The sequence below is a fragment of the Paenibacillus violae genome (genome assembly GCF_032461945.1).
GTDB classification, from domain to species: Bacteria; Bacillota; Bacilli; order Paenibacillales; family NBRC-103111; genus Paenibacillus_E; species Paenibacillus_E violae.
The window spans coordinates 1-15,318 of the sequence record NZ_JAWCUD010000004.1 but is presented as its reverse complement, the minus strand read 5'-3'; the positions used below and the strand labels follow the sequence as shown (position 1 = coordinate 15,318).

15 protein-coding genes are annotated in these 15,318 nt (G+C 47.8%); 13 read left to right on the top strand and 2 right to left on the bottom strand.

The window, feature by feature from the left end:
* The first annotated feature begins 99 nt into the window (after positions 1–99).
* The 7 genes from dnaJ to RQP52_RS13985 all read left to right on the top strand — a co-directional run bounded on the left by dnaJ (position 100) and on the right by RQP52_RS13985 (position 6,482).
* Positions 100–1,212 (top strand): molecular chaperone DnaJ, encoded by a 1,113-nt coding sequence (gene dnaJ / locus RQP52_RS14015; protein WP_315952258.1) that lies wholly within the window; start codon positions 100–102, stop codon positions 1,210–1,212.
* 241 nt (positions 1,213–1,453) lie between these two features.
* On the top strand, positions 1,454–3,184 hold the full coding sequence (locus RQP52_RS14010; RefSeq protein WP_315952257.1) for an alkaline phosphatase: 1,731 nt from the start codon (positions 1,454–1,456) through the stop codon (positions 3,182–3,184).
* An 83-nt stretch (positions 3,185–3,267) separates the two neighbouring features.
* Positions 3,268–3,945 (top strand): ABC transporter ATP-binding protein, encoded by a 678-nt coding sequence (locus RQP52_RS14005; protein WP_315952256.1) that lies wholly within the window; start codon positions 3,268–3,270, stop codon positions 3,943–3,945.
* On the top strand, positions 3,942–5,165 hold the full coding sequence (locus RQP52_RS14000) for an ABC transporter permease (RefSeq protein WP_315952255.1): 1,224 nt from the start codon (positions 3,942–3,944) through the stop codon (positions 5,163–5,165). The genes RQP52_RS14005 and RQP52_RS14000 overlap by 4 nt, the downstream gene beginning before the upstream one ends.
* Positions 5,166–5,182: 17 nt before the next feature.
* Positions 5,183–5,977 carry a hypothetical protein gene (locus RQP52_RS13995; protein ID WP_315952254.1) on the top strand — a complete coding sequence of 265 codons (795 nt, stop codon included), beginning with the start codon at positions 5,183–5,185 and terminating at the stop codon, positions 5,975–5,977.
* A 78-nt stretch (positions 5,978–6,055) separates the two neighbouring features.
* On the top strand, positions 6,056–6,205 hold the full coding sequence (locus tag RQP52_RS13990; RefSeq protein ID WP_315952253.1) for a YfhD family protein: 150 nt from the start codon (positions 6,056–6,058) through the stop codon (positions 6,203–6,205).
* Between the two features lies 1 nt (position 6,206).
* Positions 6,207–6,482: a hypothetical protein gene (locus RQP52_RS13985; protein ID WP_315952252.1), complete on the top strand. Its 276-nt coding sequence runs from the start codon at positions 6,207–6,209 to the stop codon at positions 6,480–6,482.
* Positions 6,483–6,554: 72 nt separating this feature from the next.
* Here RQP52_RS13985 and RQP52_RS13980 read toward each other — a convergent pair whose 3' ends face one another.
* Entirely contained in the window at positions 6,555–7,361 is an 807-nt protein-coding gene (locus RQP52_RS13980; protein ID WP_315952251.1) for a glycerophosphodiester phosphodiesterase, read from the bottom strand.
* 237 nt (positions 7,362–7,598) lie between these two features.
* Between RQP52_RS13980 and prmA the strand changes: the two genes are divergently transcribed.
* The 5 genes from prmA to deoC all read left to right on the top strand — a co-directional run bounded on the left by prmA (position 7,599) and on the right by deoC (position 12,285).
* The gene (gene prmA / locus RQP52_RS13975) at positions 7,599–8,573 is read left to right on the top strand and encodes a 50S ribosomal protein L11 methyltransferase (RefSeq protein WP_315952250.1); all 975 of its coding nucleotides are present in this window, start codon (positions 7,599–7,601) and stop codon (positions 8,571–8,573) included.
* A gap of 10 nt (positions 8,574–8,583) precedes the next feature.
* Positions 8,584–9,255, top strand: coding sequence for a site-2 protease family protein (locus RQP52_RS13970; protein ID WP_315952249.1), 672 nt, complete (start codon positions 8,584–8,586; stop codon positions 9,253–9,255).
* A 117-nt stretch (positions 9,256–9,372) separates the two neighbouring features.
* Complete coding sequence (locus tag RQP52_RS13965; protein ID WP_315952765.1) at positions 9,373–10,140, top strand: 16S rRNA (uracil(1498)-N(3))-methyltransferase; 768 nt, start codon at positions 9,373–9,375, stop codon at positions 10,138–10,140.
* Between the two features lie 5 nt (positions 10,141–10,145).
* Positions 10,146–11,486 (top strand): tRNA (N(6)-L-threonylcarbamoyladenosine(37)-C(2))-methylthiotransferase MtaB, encoded by a 1,341-nt coding sequence (gene mtaB / locus RQP52_RS13960; protein WP_315952248.1) that lies wholly within the window; start codon positions 10,146–10,148, stop codon positions 11,484–11,486.
* A 118-nt stretch (positions 11,487–11,604) separates the two neighbouring features.
* Positions 11,605–12,285 (top strand): deoxyribose-phosphate aldolase, encoded by a 681-nt coding sequence (deoC, locus tag RQP52_RS13955; RefSeq protein WP_315952247.1) that lies wholly within the window; start codon positions 11,605–11,607, stop codon positions 12,283–12,285.
* On the opposite strand, the gene RQP52_RS13950 is transcribed toward deoC, so the two are convergent.
* A complete protein-coding gene (locus RQP52_RS13950; protein ID WP_315952246.1) occupies positions 12,248–13,225 on the bottom strand; it encodes a Na/Pi cotransporter family protein in 978 nt (325 codons plus the stop codon). The two genes, deoC and RQP52_RS13950, sit on opposite strands and share 38 nt — an antisense overlap.
* 147 nt (positions 13,226–13,372) lie before the next feature.
* Between RQP52_RS13950 and RQP52_RS13945 the strand changes: the two genes are divergently transcribed.
* Positions 13,373–14,749 (top strand): class I SAM-dependent rRNA methyltransferase, encoded by a 1,377-nt coding sequence (locus RQP52_RS13945; RefSeq protein WP_315952245.1) that lies wholly within the window; start codon positions 13,373–13,375, stop codon positions 14,747–14,749.
* Positions 14,750–15,318: the final 569 nt, after the last annotated feature.

The following is a 15,318-nucleotide window of genomic DNA, read 5'->3' as shown; positions in this document are numbered from 1 at the left end:
ATAGTAATGCTGGATGTGTAGAAACGAATGAGTCAAAGCCAAGGGGGTTCCCCGTGGCTTTGACTTTCCGTTTGTAGTCTTGAACATGGGAGTGGAACAATGAGTAAACGTGATTATTACGAGGTGCTTGGGGTCGGCAAGGATGCTTCGCAAGAAGACATCAAAAAGGCTTACCGTAAAATGGCGCGTCAGTATCACCCTGACGTGAATAAAGCTGCGGATGCGGAAGATAAATTCAAAGAAGCAAAAGACGCTTATGATGTGCTTAGCGATAGTCAGAAGAAAGCCCAATATGACCAGTTTGGTCATGTTGATCCGAACCAAGGGATGGGCGGCCAAGACTTCAGTGGCGGCTTTGGCGATATTTTTGATATGTTCTTTGGCGGTGGCGGTGGTAACCGTCGTAACCCGAATGCGCCGCAGCGCGGAAACGATTTGCAATATACAATGACAATTGAGTTTAAGGAAGCGATTTTCGGTAAAGAAACCGATATTCATATTCCGCGAACTGAAAATTGCGATACATGTAACGGCTCTGGCGCAAAGCCAGGAACGAAGCCGGAAACTTGCGGCGGCTGTCACGGCAGCGGTCAGCAAGAAGTTGTACAAAATACGGCGTTCGGGCGCATTGTGAATCGCCGCGTATGTACGCAATGTAATGGCTCCGGTAAAATCATCAAAGAAAAATGCGGAACATGCCATGGCGCAGGAAAAGTGAAAAAACAACGCACCATTCACATCAAGATTCCAGCTGGTGTGGACGACGGCGCACAACTTCGCGTATCAGGCGAAGGAGAAGGCGGAACTCGTGGAGGCCCATCCGGTGATCTTTACGTAGTCATTCGCGTGAAGTCCCATGAATTCTTTGAGCGTGAAGGCAATGATGTCTATTGCGAAGTGCCACTTACCTTTATGCAAGCAGCACTTGGGGATGAGATTGAAATCCCGACACTGACAGAGAAAGTGAAGCTCAAAATTCCGGCTGGCACGCAAACCGATACGTATTTCCGCTTAAAAGGAAAAGGGGTTCCGCACTTACGTGGCTTTGGTCAAGGTGACCAACACGTGAAAGTGATTGTGGTAACGCCTACGAACTTGAGCGAAGATCAGAAGGATTTGCTGCGCCAATTCGGTAAACAAACCGGTGAACATACACATGAGCAGAACCAATCGATTTTTGAACGTATGAAAAGAGCCTTTTTGGGCGACTAAATTCATATTTTTCTATAAGAACCAGAACACTCCCTTGACGTTTTCACAGATTTTGATCTGTTGAAAAGGCCAAGTGGAGTGTTTTTTGTTTGGCTGCAGGGTGCACGTTCACAGGTTGTTTACATTCAGCTAACAGTATATGAAATCTTTTACATAGCGAATACGTAACGATAACTTCCTCTTAATCTATGAAAGTTATGCTAGATGACGTGAGATACTTTATATTTGGAGGGAATACACCTTGAAAAAAAGCTTGAAACAAATCATGGGTTCCGGTCTAGCAATTTCCTTACTGGCCTTAAACGTAGCAGGCGTAGCATCAGCTGCTGAAACAACTCCGACTACCGTTCCAGCGGAGCAACCGCAATCCAAAAACCTGATCGTACTGATCGGTGACGGCATGGGTCCGGCTGAAGTGACGGCAGCAAGATACTACTCCAAAAAGTTTTTAAATAAAGACCGCTTAGAGCTTGATGGCGGATACTACGTTGGTAAAGCAACTACATACTCGCAAGCAGGTCCATACACGTCGGAATCCGGTGCTGTAACTGACTCCGCTGCAGCTGCTACGGCCTTCTCGACAGGTAACAAAACATACAATAATGCAATCAGCGTGTCTAACGGCGATGTAGCCAAACCATATGGATCGATTATCGAAGCAGCAATGAAACAAGGCAAAGCTACTGGACTTGTATCCACAGACAATATTACTGGAGCAACGCCTGCGGTATGGGCATCCCACGTTCGTCAACGCGGTAACCAAAACGCAATTGCTTCTCAATACTTAGCTAGCGGAGTAAATGTTATCTTCGGTGGCGGTAAAACGAACTTTGTAACAAAAGACGATAAAGGAAAACGTACTGACAAAAATATTATTCCTGACTATGAAGCAAAAGGCTTCAAAACAGCGTTTGATAAAGCTGGTTTAGATGCAATTCCAGCTACAGCTGACCATGCGCTTGGACTTTTCGCAATGAACGAAATTCCATACGTACTGGATCGTGATGCGAGCACACCTAGCTTGCCGCAAATGACGCAAAAAGCACTTGATATTTTATCCCAAAATAAAGATGGTTTCGTACTATTGGTTGAACAAGGACGTATCGATCACGCGGGTCACGCGAACGATCTGCCAGCCAACGTTCAAGAAATGCTGGAGCTGGATGCAACATTCAAAACATTGGTTGATTTCGCGAAAAAAGATGGGAATACTTCCGTTGTTGTCTCGGCTGACCATGAAACAGGCGGTTTGTCCTTGGGGATTAACAATGTGTACGAATTGAATGTAGATTTGTTTAATAAGGAGAAGCACTCCTACGAGTATTTGGATGCGATCTTGAAAGCAGCTCAAACAGCTGATGATGTTCGTAAAATCGTTGCTGACAACATTGGTTTCACCGATTTGTCTGACGAGGAAGTTGCATTGATTTTGAAAGGTGACGGCTCTTCTTATGGACGCGCTGGAGGTTACAACGCTGTTGTATCCAAACGCTTAGCTGTTGGCTGGACGGGACATGGACATACTGCCGTAGACGTTGGGGTATGGGCGTACGGACCGATCGCTTCTTTGGTTAAAGGCGACATCGATAATACGGACATTGCAAAAAGCGGTGCAAAAGTAATTGGCGCTGATCTGGCTGCAGCAACAAAAGAACTGCAAGATAAGTACTTGTACCCATTGTTCAAAGTAACTCGCGATAACAAAACATTGTTTACGGCGAAATCGCTTGCTGAAGCATTAGACATCCAAGTGGTTTGGGATGAAGCAACGAAATCCGTAACACTTTCCAAAGACAACCAAAAGTTGTCCGTACTAGTTGAAACTGGCGCTATTACGGAAAATGGCAGTGAAAGCACACTTGTTGGCAATGTGGACAATGGCAAGCTATACCTGCCGCTGGAAGCATTCAATAAGCTGACTGGCAAAACGATGACATGGGATTCCTTCAACGAGCGCATCGTGAAAAACTAAAAGCAAAGGCAAAGAAAGGACAGGGGATCACGCTTCCCTTGTCCTCTTTTCCTATCTTGGACCTATGAATTTGGAGGACAGCTATGATTGAGTTGAACAATATTTCAAAGTCTTTCACGATGCATGGGCAAAAGCTGCAGATCCTAAGTGTTCCTTCGTGGAGCATTGCGCAAGGGGAACGCATTGCTTTGCTCGGCCCGAGCGGAAGCGGTAAAAGCACGCTGCTGCACTTGCTCAGCGGTGTTATGGTTCCGGACGAAGGGGAAATACGTGTGAACGGCTTACCGCTGCATACGTTTTCACAAAGTAAAAGAGACCGTTTCCGTGCGGAGCATGTCGGTTATATTTTTCAAGATTTTCATTTAATTTCGTCATTGACCGCCAGGCAAAACGTCGAGCTCATTGTCCCAGATACCTGGTCGAAGAAACAGACGAAAGACCAGCTTGACGACTGGTTTGAGAGAGTCGGCTTGAAGGATCGCCAGCATCATATGCCTAATGAGCTATCGAGAGGGCAGCAGCAGAGAGCGGCCATTATTCGTGCCATCCTGACTAAGCCGCAGCTTGTGCTGGCCGATGAGCCTACAGGCAGTTTAGACTGGGAAACAGCTGGCGAGGTCATGTCGCTATTGCTGAACATTTGTGAGATGGAGAAACTCACGCTCGTTACCGTTACTCACGATTTGCATTTGGCGGAAATGTACCCGACACGTGTTCATATAGGTGAAATTAATGAGCTATCGAGGAGAAATGCCGTATGAGATTAGTGGCTTTAGTCTGGAGAAATATGCTTCACCGAAAAACACTCTCACTGCTAACCATTTTATCTGTAACGATTACGGCAGCTTTGGTTGTGTTTTTACTGCTTTGCAGCGAAGGGCTTGAGCAGGGGGCTGAGAAGGGCTACGGTCCCTTCGAGGTAACGATCGGTGCCAAAGGCAGCGCGACGCAGCTTGCTTTGAACACTTATTATCATGTAGGCGCTCCTACAGGAAATGTACCGTTTACACTGCTTAGCGAGCTTCAAAAGGATGAGTCCGTTGATCGCGCCTATGCGATGACGACGGGAGATAACTATAACGGATTTCCTATCGTAGGGATTGAACCCGGCTATTTTGCTTCCCGCTATGGAACAGAGAAGCAGATGGCGGAAGGGAAAATGTATGGGAAGCTTGGCGAGACCATAGTTGGATCTCACATTGCGAGCTCGCTAGGGCTTCATATCGGAGATAAATTCCAAGGCGCGCATGGCTTGATCAAAGGGCTGGAAGAAGCGGAAGGCGAAGATCACGAAGGTGATTCCGCTGAAGAAGAGCATCATCATAATTTTACATATACCGTAGTTGGTATCTTACCGCCATTATTCACTTCCGATGATCGAGCTGTTTTTACGACATTGGATTACGCTTGGGCTGTGCATGAAGGGCAGGATGCTGAACATCGGGAAGTTACCTCCATTCTGATCAAGCCGAAGACGCTGCTAGGTGCACAATCGATCAAAACGAAATACGGTCAAATGAACAATGTTCAAGCGATTTATACAAGCAAAGCAGTTGCTGATGTTGTGAACGTCATCGATAAAGGAACCGGGGCGCTAACGGTTGTAACGATCATCTGCATTTTGCTTGCCGCAGGCACCATCCTTCTTTCGCTTGTCGCAGCCGTGAATGAACGGAAGAAAGACGTCGCTCTACTGCGTTTAATTGGAAAATCCAAAGGATTCATTTGGTCCTCGCTGATTGGAGAAGGATTATTGCTGACAGTGATCGGCCTTGTTTTGGGCATACTGGCAGGCCATCTCGGCGGTTATTTAAGCCGCGAAGCTGTATTCGAATATACAGGTTTGCAGCTGCAATCTTTTCAGTTCATGCAGGGAGAATGGTTGTTAATTGCAGGAACATTAGGAATTGGTATTCTTGCTTCAGCAGGCCCGGCATTGCAGGCCTATCGTGTAGATCCATTGCAATTATTCAAGTCATGAAGTCTGAGGTGATGAAAATGAGAAAAATGCTGTTCACGTCTGTTTTGGCTGTCGTCATACTCGTTTCAGGATGCGGTCAAAAGAAAATGGATACCGCAGGTCAAACGTTCGGCAGTATAGATCAGACCACGATCGAAAGCTCTGTGCCTTCTCCACTTCCAACTGCAAGTGCACAGCCGGTCTCTTCTATTACACTGGACAAAGCAGTTCCCTCCGAATCTCCAAAGCCTACTGCAGAACCTGTAGCGACAACAACCGTTAAAGAAACACAGCCTACACCGCTTCCAACTCCGAAAGTATCGGAGCCACCTAAAGCTGTGCAAAGCGCACCTCCACAAGTTGATGCAACGAATGTCAAAACGGATGCTGCGCCTTCCTCCAGCCCGCAACCGAAGCCTGCGGCCACGGAACCAAGCAAAACCGTAAAGTCATCACCGTCAGCAGCTTCCAACGAAATAAACTGGGATCAGTTTTTTGATAATGAGAAGCAGGATACCCCTTCGGATCGCTTCTGGGATACGAGTGGTAAAACCGTACAAATCAAAGGTTTCATGGGTGAAGTACTCTCCTTTGAAAAACATTGGTTCCTGCTCATACCAAAACCGGGAGCAGAATGTCCTTTTGATAATGGGGATGAAACCTATTGGAATAAAATTATGATCGTATTTGTGCCGGATGATGTCAAACTTCGATACACTTCGGGGCCGCTGCTCATCACAGGCAAGCTGGATGTAGGTGTGAAACTGGATGAATCGGGCTATAAGACGATGTTTCGGCTCTATGATGCTTCTTTCGAGAAAATAAAGGAATAGGCTGTTTCGTATAATAAAGACTCGTTTTGGCAAACTAAAAACTGGATTTTACTATGATAGCTTTTAGGAGGTTCAACGATGAGTGCGAAGCAAAACCAAGAAAAGCAAAGTCATTTACCAGTTGCCAAAAACGAGGATGTAGAATTTTCGGCTGAGGTTGCCGATCGGGACGATTTCGAGGCGGCCGAACGGGCGAAAGCTGCGGATCATAGACAGGAAGAGAATTAACATGGCGGAAAAAGCAATCCTTGCTTATTTCCATTCTCCTGAGCAAGCCGAAGGTGCGGCAGCCAAGCTTAAAGCGCTAAGAGCTGCCGAAGTTCAGGTGGACCGGTTCAATAATGAGATTGGACGCGGCTTTGAATCTGCAATGGCGGATGGTATGTTTAGCGTAGACGGGGATATGAAGTCAGTTGGCCTGGATATCATCCTGGCTGCAGTCATTGACGACTCTGTGTACGATCAAGCATGCCGTGTTATTGAGAACGCCGGCGGTTCCATATAAACGAACAAAAGCATCGTTACCCGTGTAATACGCGAGTAATCGATGCTTTTATATTTTTGTAAAAAAGTTAAGTTAATTATGGACGTTCATCAAACGAATGAGCTGATCGGGAGCGTCCGTAATAATGCTTGTGACTCCGAGTGCAAGCATACGCTTCATCATCGGTTTGTCGTTGACCGTCCAAGCGTAAACTTCTTTGTTGTGCGATGCGGCTTCTCTCATGAATTCATCGTTGACTAGCGGGTAGGCCGCAGAGACGACGTCGTAATCTTGACTTTCCCAAAGTGAGGAAGTTTCTGATTTCTGGCTTATAATAAGCCCCGTTTTAATGCGAGGATTCATTTTTTTTACGGTGTGAAGTAAACCGGTATCAAAGGATGTGACGGTGCATTGCTTTTCAAACTCATGAGCACCAATGATATCAACCGTCTTCTGAGCGAGTTGTACACCATGCCCATTATTTTTCAACTCTATATTTAGCTTGATCCGGTCCTTGGCCAGCTCGATCACTTCATCGAGGGTAGGGACGCGGTCACTTTTAAACTTTGGGCTGAACCAATTGCCGGCACTGGCAGATTTGAGCTCAGATGAGGTGACTTCCCACATGTTTTTGTTGATGCCCGTCGTGCGTTGAGCACTGTCATCATGCATGAGCATAACGACTCCGTCCGACGTTTCTTGCACGTCTAGTTCGGCGAATCCAGCTTTATCTGCAATGGCTTGACGGAACGCGCTCAGCGTATTCTCGGGCGCTTTCTTGGAGCTGCCGCGGTGAGCGGTCACTTGGCTGTAGTTATCAGCCAGCAGGGTGGCACTGGCAAAAGGTGCTGTGAGTTCCAGCCCAACAATAATAAGAAAAATGAGGAAAGTTCTTACCATGCGAAGACTCCATTCTAGGATAGTATAAGTGAGGTAATGACCATTGATAACTGTTGTTCACCTGTTATTAAATGTACCACAAATGTATTAGGAGATTATTAAGAAAATAAAAAAATATAGCGCTTACATTCAGGTTATTTTACCCAAGAAGCGAAGTGTAGTACAATGATCCTTGTGAAAATAGCCCTGATGGGCTTATTTTCGCGAAGGTGATAACCGATAGGAGGAGCACGACCGATGCTTTGGCAGGAATTAACCGTACATACGACAGAAGAAGCAATAGAAATGATTACGAACTTTGTTCATGAATTAGGCGCTGGGGGCGTCTCTATTGAAGAATCAGGGACACTAAACAAAGAGCGGGATACGTCATTTGGCCAGCTGTATGAAACGCCTTTTAACGATATTCCGGAAGGAAGAGCTGTGATCAAAGGCTATTTCTACCATGGGACGGACATGGAGCCGGTTATGGCGAATTTAAAGGCATCGGTCGAACAACTAAGCGAATACGACATTGATACGGGCAATCCAACTTATGAAGTTAGAGAAGTGGATGACGAGGATTGGGCGCACGCTTGGAAACAGTATTTCAAACCGATTCGCATCACGGACCGTCTAACGATTAAACCGACATGGGAAGAGTACACGGCTTCACCTGGTGAACTGATTCTGGAGCTTGATCCTGGCATGGCGTTCGGAACAGGCACACACGCGACAACGTCACTTTGCTTGAAAACGCTGGAGAAGGTGCTTAAGCCAGGGGATGATGTCATTGATGTTGGAACGGGTTCCGGAATTTTGTCCGTTGCAGCTGCCAAGCTCGGGGCTAAGCATGTTTTAGCAGTGGATTTAGATCCTGTTGCTGTGACTAGTGCTGAGGATAATACGAAACAGAATGGGCTCGAGTCTAACATTACAGTGAAATTGAGTGATTTGCTTGGTGTTTTGAAAGAAAGCGAAACAGAAGGCGCTGACAAGCTTGGCGTCACGATTCCTGTGCAGCTGGTTGTAGCTAACATTTTGGCAGAGGTTATTGTTACTTTCGTTGATGATGTTTATGAAGTTCTGCAGCAAGGTGGCTATTACATAACGTCCGGTATTATTACCGCTAAGGAAGAGCTCGTCGAAAAAGCGCTGGTTGCTGCCAAATTTACAATTGTAGAGAAAAACTATGATTCGAATTGGGTTGTAATCGTAGCTAGAAAGCTGTAGGTGTTCATCCATGGGAGGATTATTGTTTTATGACTGGAGTACGCTGCCTTTCGTTATTCTGGTCCTCGTGCTTTCATTTACCATTCATGAATTCGCACACGCGTATAGCGCTTATAAATTAGGAGATTCTACGGCTTATCAATTCGGCAGGGTTTCCTTGAACCCGATGGTGCATTTGGATCTTTTCGGGACCATTATGCTGCTCATTGCCGGGTTCGGTTGGGCGAAACCGGTCCCTGTCAACCGCGGGAATTTCAAAAGCCCCCGTTTAATGGGGATTATCGTTACCGCGGCAGGGCCGATAAGCAACTTGATTCTTGCATTTATCAGTTTATTTGTATTTGCGCTCTTCCAGAAATACGGCTGGCTCGAAGGCATGTCAACGGGAAGCGCCAGTGCAATTCTAATCTTTTTAAAATTAATGGTGAACACGAATTTGACTTTGTTCTTGTTTAACCTTATTCCAATTCCGCCGCTCGATGGATACCGTATCATTCAAGATCTCGTGGATTTGCGATACTCGGAGTCTTTGCAAAAGTTCGAGCAGTGGGCATCGGTCATTTTCCTGCTTGTTGTATTCGTTCGACCGCTGCGTCAGGTGACATTAGATCCTTATTTAGGGTTAGGGAAAAATATCATAGATCTATTTTCCAGGCCAATCGCGTTCATTCTTGGTTTGTAGCTGCCAGTTTCATCCCTTTGTAGCTTTTCTGATTCAAAAAAGGTATGATGGTGAGTGGAAGATTGACCTAGGAATCCAATTGACATGGAAATGAACGAAGATAGAGAGGCTTGGACTATGCAGCGTTATTTTCTCCCGCCCGAGCAGTTTCACCTTGACAATCAGACTGTCACCATTGAGGGAGACGACGCACATCATCTGATGCGCGTGATGCGAGCAGACATCGGCGACAAGGTGATTTGCAGCAATGGATTGGATCGCGAAGTGCTCGTGCGGATTTCTCAGTTAGATAAGGGGCTAGTCACCGCGGAAATCGTGGAGGAACTGCCGATGAACGCTGAGTCAGCGGTTCAGGTCTGGATTGCTCAGAGCCTGCCCAAAGGTGATAAGATGGAAACGATTATTCAAAAAGGGACCGAGATCGGGGCAGCCCGGTTTCTTCCTTTTTTATCAGAGCGTACGATTGTGCAATACGACGCTAAGAAGGAAGCGAAGCGGACGGAACGTTGGCAGAAGATTGCCAAAGAAGCCGCTGAGCAAGCACATCGCAATCGTGTGCCGCAGGTAGAAGCCGTTTATTCGTGGAAGCAGCTGCTTCAGCAGGCCAAAGAAGCGGATGCAGCATGGATCTGCTATGAAAAAGAAGATGGTCAGCAATTGAAGCCAGCCATCCAGGAAGCGCTCGCCGCGGGTAAATTGGGACAAGGAAGCAAAGTCGTTATTGCAGTGGGGCCGGAAGGCGGATTTACGGAACAAGAAATCAAGCAGGCCGAAGAGGCCGGGTTCCGTTCTGTATCGCTAGGGGCTCGTATTTTACGCACGGAGACTGCTGCGATGGTAGGTCTTACGTGTCTTTTCTATGAAACCGGAGAGATGGGAGGATAAGCGTTATGGCAACGGTAGCGTTTCATACATTAGGATGTAAAGTTAATTTCTATGATACAGAGGCCATATGGCAGCTTTTCAAAAATGAGGGATACGAACAGGTCGATTTCGAGCAAACGGCAGACGTTTACGTGATCAATACTTGTACGGTAACGAATACGGGGGATAAAAAGAGCCGTCAAATGATTCGCCGTGCGATTCGTCGCAATCCAGAGGCGATTGTTGCCGTAACAGGCTGTTATGCGCAAACTTCTCCGGCGGAGATCATGGCGATCCCAGGTGTCGATATGGTAATCGGGACACAGGACCGTGACAAAATTATTCCGATTGTGAAACAATTTGAAACGGATCGCCAACCGATTAATGCGGTTCGCAACATCATGAAAACACGTCAGTTTGAAGAACTGGATGTGCCTGATTTTGCCGATCGGACGAGAGCTTTTCTGAAAATTCAAGAGGGCTGCAACAACTTCTGTACGTTTTGTATCATTCCATGGTCCCGCGGGCTAATGCGCAGTCGTGAGCCGCAAAGCGTTATTGCCCAAGCGGAGCAATTAGTGGCTGCCGGCTATCAGGAAATTGTCCTGACGGGTATTCATACCGGCGGATATGGCGAAGATATTGAGGATTACAGCTTGGCTAAATTGCTTTGGGATTTGGACAAAGTCGAAGGTTTGAAACGTATTCGGATTTCTTCAATCGAAGCTAGTCAAATTACGGATGAGGTCATTGAAGTATTGAAATCCTCGGACAAAATGTGCCGTCATCTGCATATTCCTTTGCAGGCCGGTGATGATCGTGTACTAGCGCGCATGCGCAGAAAATATACGACAGCTGAATTCGCCAGCAAAATTGAGCGTCTGCATGAGATTATGCCGGATGTAGCTATTACGACGGACGTAATTGTGGGCTTCCCAGGTGAGACTGAGGAAATGTTCCGCAATGGCGTAGAATTCATGGAACGCATGAAATTCTCTGAGATGCACGTCTTCCCTTATTCCAAGCGGACAGGTACACCAGCGGCGCGGATGGAAGATCAAGTGGATGAGGAAGTCAAAAATACGCGCGTTCATGAGCTGATCGATCTTTCTGAGAAAATGCAGTTAGCTTATGCACAGCAGTTTGTAGGTCAAGTACTGGAAGTAATTCCGGAACGAGCTTACAAAGGAGCACCTGACAGCGGTTTGTATATGGGCTACTCGGATAACTATGTACAGCTTGTTTTCCAAGGTTCGGAAGACATGATCGGCCAAGTTTGCCGTGTGAAAGTGACGGAAGCAGGCGTGAATGAAAGCAAGGGCCAATTGGTTCGAGTGTTGGAAACAGCAGCTGTTGTAAATTTGTAAGTCAAATGTTTAGACGTTAACATTTACCTCTAAGCGCGGTCGCTTCCTGAGATGGCCGCGATAGAGGTTTTCTCTATTAGCAGCAAGGCTGCACAATAAATAGGATGAGGTGTTTCTAATGACTTTAAATGCGAAAGAAATTGCCAAATATATCGATCATACCCTTTTGAAGCCAGATGCGAGTACGGCATCTATTCACAAACTGTGTGAAGAGGCGGCTCAGCACCAATTTTTCAGCGTGTGCGTGAACTCTCAGTTTGTTGGCGTAGCTAGCAAGGCGCTAGAAGGTACCGGCGTGAAAGTTGCAGCGGTTGTGGGTTTCCCGCTTGGAGCAAGCTTGAGCGAAGTAAAAGCATTTGAAGCTGCGAAGGCAGTAGAAAACGGTGCTGCTGAAATCGATACCGTGCTTCCGATTGGTCTGCTTCTAGAAGGTCAATATGATGCCGTTCGTTCGGATATTAAGCAAGTCGTGGATGCTGTCAAAGGAAAAGCGATTGTTAAAGTGATTATGGAAACCGGCTTTTTGAACGATGAGCAAAAAATAATGGCTTGCAAGCTTTCGGAAGAAGCTGGCGCTCATTTTGTCAAAACATCCACAGGATTTGGTCCTGGCGGTGCGACAGTAGAAGATGTACGTCTTATGCGCGCAAACGTATCAGATACGATTGGCGTCAAAGCATCGGGCGGCGTAAGAGATCTGCAAGCAGCGGTTGCGATGATCGAAGCCGGTGCAACTCGTTTAGGCACTAGCTCAGGTGTAGCTATTGTGAACGGAACTCAAGGCGCTTCCACATATTAAGATAGCAAAAAGGTAAGGCGATCATCGAACAGACGACATTGAAAATCGTCTGCGAACGAGCAATTTGCGCCGATGCGTCATCCGCGATCAGTGCCGAAAGGCTGACAAGCTGATGGATGAAGGGGTAAAAGAGGATCGCGCCTCCGACGTTGAGCAGGATATGCGACCAGGCGACGTATCGCCCGGCGCGTGAGGAGCTCATTCCGGCGATCAATGCCGTCACACAGGTGCCGACATTGGCGCCGATTGTGATGGCAATGCCCAGCTCGACGGGGATGCCTTGAATCGCGGCGAGGCCCATGGCCATCGCGATAACCGCTGCGCTGCTGTGCACCAGAGCCGTAACGGCGGCGCCGGCGATGATGCCCCACAGCAAGCTTTGCTTGGCTTCGGTGACAAACCAAGCGAAGAGCCCGCGGGACTGCAGCGCAGGACCGATCGTTTGCATGATCTCGATGCCGAGCAGCACGAGAGAGAAGCCCGCCACCGCCAGCGCTCCGTAGCGGACGCTGCGCAGCCATTCGCGCCCGCCGGCAGAGTCGGCTGGTTCTTGCCCTCGCGCCGCTGATGGCGGCAAGGGGCCGGCCAGCCAGCTCGCCATCCAGATGGCGGCGCTCACAAGCAGGATCGGCACACCGATCCCCCCGAGGCTGAGTCCGATCAGCTCGGTGGTGAGGCAAGTGCCGATGTTGGTGCCGAGAATGACGCCGAGCGTTCTCGGGAAGGTCAAGACGCCGGCGCCGACAAGGCCGATGGCGATGACCGTTATGGCGGTGCTGCTTTGCAGCGCCGCCGTGAGCACGGTGCCGGTGACGAGGCCGCGCACCGGCGTCTGGGTAAACCGCTCCAGCCACAGCTGGAGGCGGGGGCCGGCCCACGATTGAAGCGCTGTTTCCATGAGCTTCATGCCGAAGAGAAATAAAACTAACCCTGCAATCACAGGTAGGATTATGGTATTCATCATCATAGCATTCTCCCTCGCAAATGAACTTTTCATTATCACTCAATATATGTGACCGTACAGACAAGCATGACAAGCACCAAAGAGAGACGGAACGGTATCACACAAAGGACGGCTAATTGATATATGGCAGCAGTATTTTTACATAAGAAACGTAAACCTCGTTTAGAGCAAGGTCACCCATGGGTGTACAAAAGTGAAATTGAGCGCGTAGACGGAGAAGTTGTGCCGGGACAGCTTGTTCCGGTGCAGACACATCTGGGCCAGTATTTAGCGACGGGTTATTACAATGAAGCTTCGCAAATTACGGTCCGAATTGTATCTTACAAGCCACTCGAAGCCATGACGACAGACTTTTTTGTGGAACGGTTCACACGTTGCTTGCAGCATCGCAGCCGCTTCGTAAAAGAGGCAAAATCTTATCGGTTGGTCTATGGTGAAGCGGACTTTTTACCGGGGTTAATTGTAGATAAGTTCGAAGATACGCTTGTTGTACAGATTCTTACGCTGGGTATGGATCGCTGCCGTGAGCAGATTGTTGATGCACTGGTTCAGGTTGTTAAGCCGGCAGGCATCTATGAGCGCAGTGACGTCTCGATCCGTGAGTTGGAAGGTCTGGAGCAAACCAAAGGCTTATTATACGGTGAGTGTCCCAAACATGTGGACATTCTTGAAAATGGTCTGCGCATCCGGGTAGACATCGAAGAAGGCCAGAAAACCGGTTATTTCTTCGACCAACGAGAAAATCGCGCAGCCATCGCTCCGTTGATGACAGGTTGGGGCCATCGAAGTGGTATCGAACTTCGTGAAGTCGAACATGAGGGAGCCATGCAAACATTGCCTGTCAATGCGAACGGCAAAGTCGTGACATTCCCTTTCTGGGACGGCGCCTCAGTACTGGAGTGCTTCTCCCATACCGGCAGCTTTACTCTCAATGCTTGTAAATTCGGCGCGAAAAAAGTGACCTGCCTGGACATTTCCGAGCATGCCATTGAGAGCGCGAGAACAAATGTTGGTTTGAACGGTTTCCAAGACCGTGTCGAGTTCGTAGTCGCAGATGCTTTTGAGTACTTACGGACCCAAGTCAGAGGTTTGGATGAACGGAAAGTGCGAGCCAACGCCGGCAGCGGCGCACAAGGGAAAAAGATTGATACATCCAAGCCGGTTCCTGAAGGCGGCAGGACTTGGGATGTAGTCATTCTCGATCCGCCTGCTTTTGCCAAAACGAAAAGCGCAGTTGAAGGCGCATGCCGCGGCTACAAAGATATTAACCTGCACGGGATGAAGCTTGTGAATGAAGGCGGGTACCTTGTGACGGCGAGCTGCTCGTACCACATGCATCCGGAGCTTTTCCTGGAGACGATTCATGCGGCGGCGACGGATGCAGGCAAGATCCTGCGTTTAGTTGAATTCCGCGGAGCGGGCATGGACCATCCGCGCATTCTCGGTGTGGATGAGGGGCATTACTTGAAATTCGCGATTTTTGAAGTGCGAAGCAAATAGTTGAGAGGAGCGGGACCAATGTGGTCTCGCTTTTTTTGGCTAGAAGGGCTTTCAGGGAACTAGGGTCCGTTATTTCATTGAAAAAGCACATTTCCCTTAAGTTAAGGGAACTACTGTTCACTATTTGGCCAAATTCATTGGGAGGACGGCAAATTCCCTCTAACCTTTGCAGAGAGAGGCTCTTGCACAATAAATCAAGCTACTTTACCTACCTTCCACGACCCAACCGTTCTACTCAACATTCTGCAACCTTCCACCTCACCAGACATAGAAAGACTAGCGGAGAATTCCGCTAGGGCAGATCATAAGGGAACTGGCGTCCTCTATTTCGGGGATATCGTACATATTTCCTCGACGAGTGGAACTACAGGGTCTTATCTGGGGCTAGAATTAGAAGTGGACACATCGTTAAGTGACCCCAATAATAGACTTAACGAATAGGAGGGGTCCGCCCATGGGAGAGCAACGCCAACGATATAATGAAGATTTTAAGAAACAAGCAGTAAAATACGTTCAAGAACAAACAAAGACATTACCGGAAATCGCAGAGGAAATGAACATCCCCGCTG

Coding starts and splice junctions, on each gene's coding strand:
- RQP52_RS13945 (WP_315952245.1), top strand. CDS start 13,373: ATGGCAGCAGTATTTTTACATAAGAAACGTAAACCTCGTTTAGAGCAA.
- RQP52_RS13965 (WP_315952765.1), top strand. CDS start 9,373: ATGCAGCGTTATTTTCTCCCGCCCGAGCAGTTTCACCTTGACAATCAG.
- prmA (WP_315952250.1), top strand. CDS start 7,599: ATGCTTTGGCAGGAATTAACCGTACATACGACAGAAGAAGCAATAGAA.
- dnaJ (WP_315952258.1), top strand. CDS start 100: ATGAGTAAACGTGATTATTACGAGGTGCTTGGGGTCGGCAAGGATGCT.
- RQP52_RS13990 (WP_315952253.1), top strand. CDS start 6,056: ATGAGTGCGAAGCAAAACCAAGAAAAGCAAAGTCATTTACCAGTTGCC.
- RQP52_RS13995 (WP_315952254.1), top strand. CDS start 5,183: ATGAGAAAAATGCTGTTCACGTCTGTTTTGGCTGTCGTCATACTCGTT.
- RQP52_RS14005 (WP_315952256.1), top strand. CDS start 3,268: ATGATTGAGTTGAACAATATTTCAAAGTCTTTCACGATGCATGGGCAA.
- RQP52_RS14000 (WP_315952255.1), top strand. CDS start 3,942: ATGAGATTAGTGGCTTTAGTCTGGAGAAATATGCTTCACCGAAAAACA.
- deoC (WP_315952247.1), top strand. CDS start 11,605: ATGACTTTAAATGCGAAAGAAATTGCCAAATATATCGATCATACCCTT.
- RQP52_RS13985 (WP_315952252.1), top strand. CDS start 6,207: ATGGCGGAAAAAGCAATCCTTGCTTATTTCCATTCTCCTGAGCAAGCC.
- mtaB (WP_315952248.1), top strand. CDS start 10,146: ATGGCAACGGTAGCGTTTCATACATTAGGATGTAAAGTTAATTTCTAT.
- RQP52_RS13980 (WP_315952251.1), bottom strand. CDS start 7,361: ATGGTAAGAACTTTCCTCATTTTTCTTATTATTGTTGGGCTGGAACTC.
- RQP52_RS13970 (WP_315952249.1), top strand. CDS start 8,584: ATGGGAGGATTATTGTTTTATGACTGGAGTACGCTGCCTTTCGTTATT.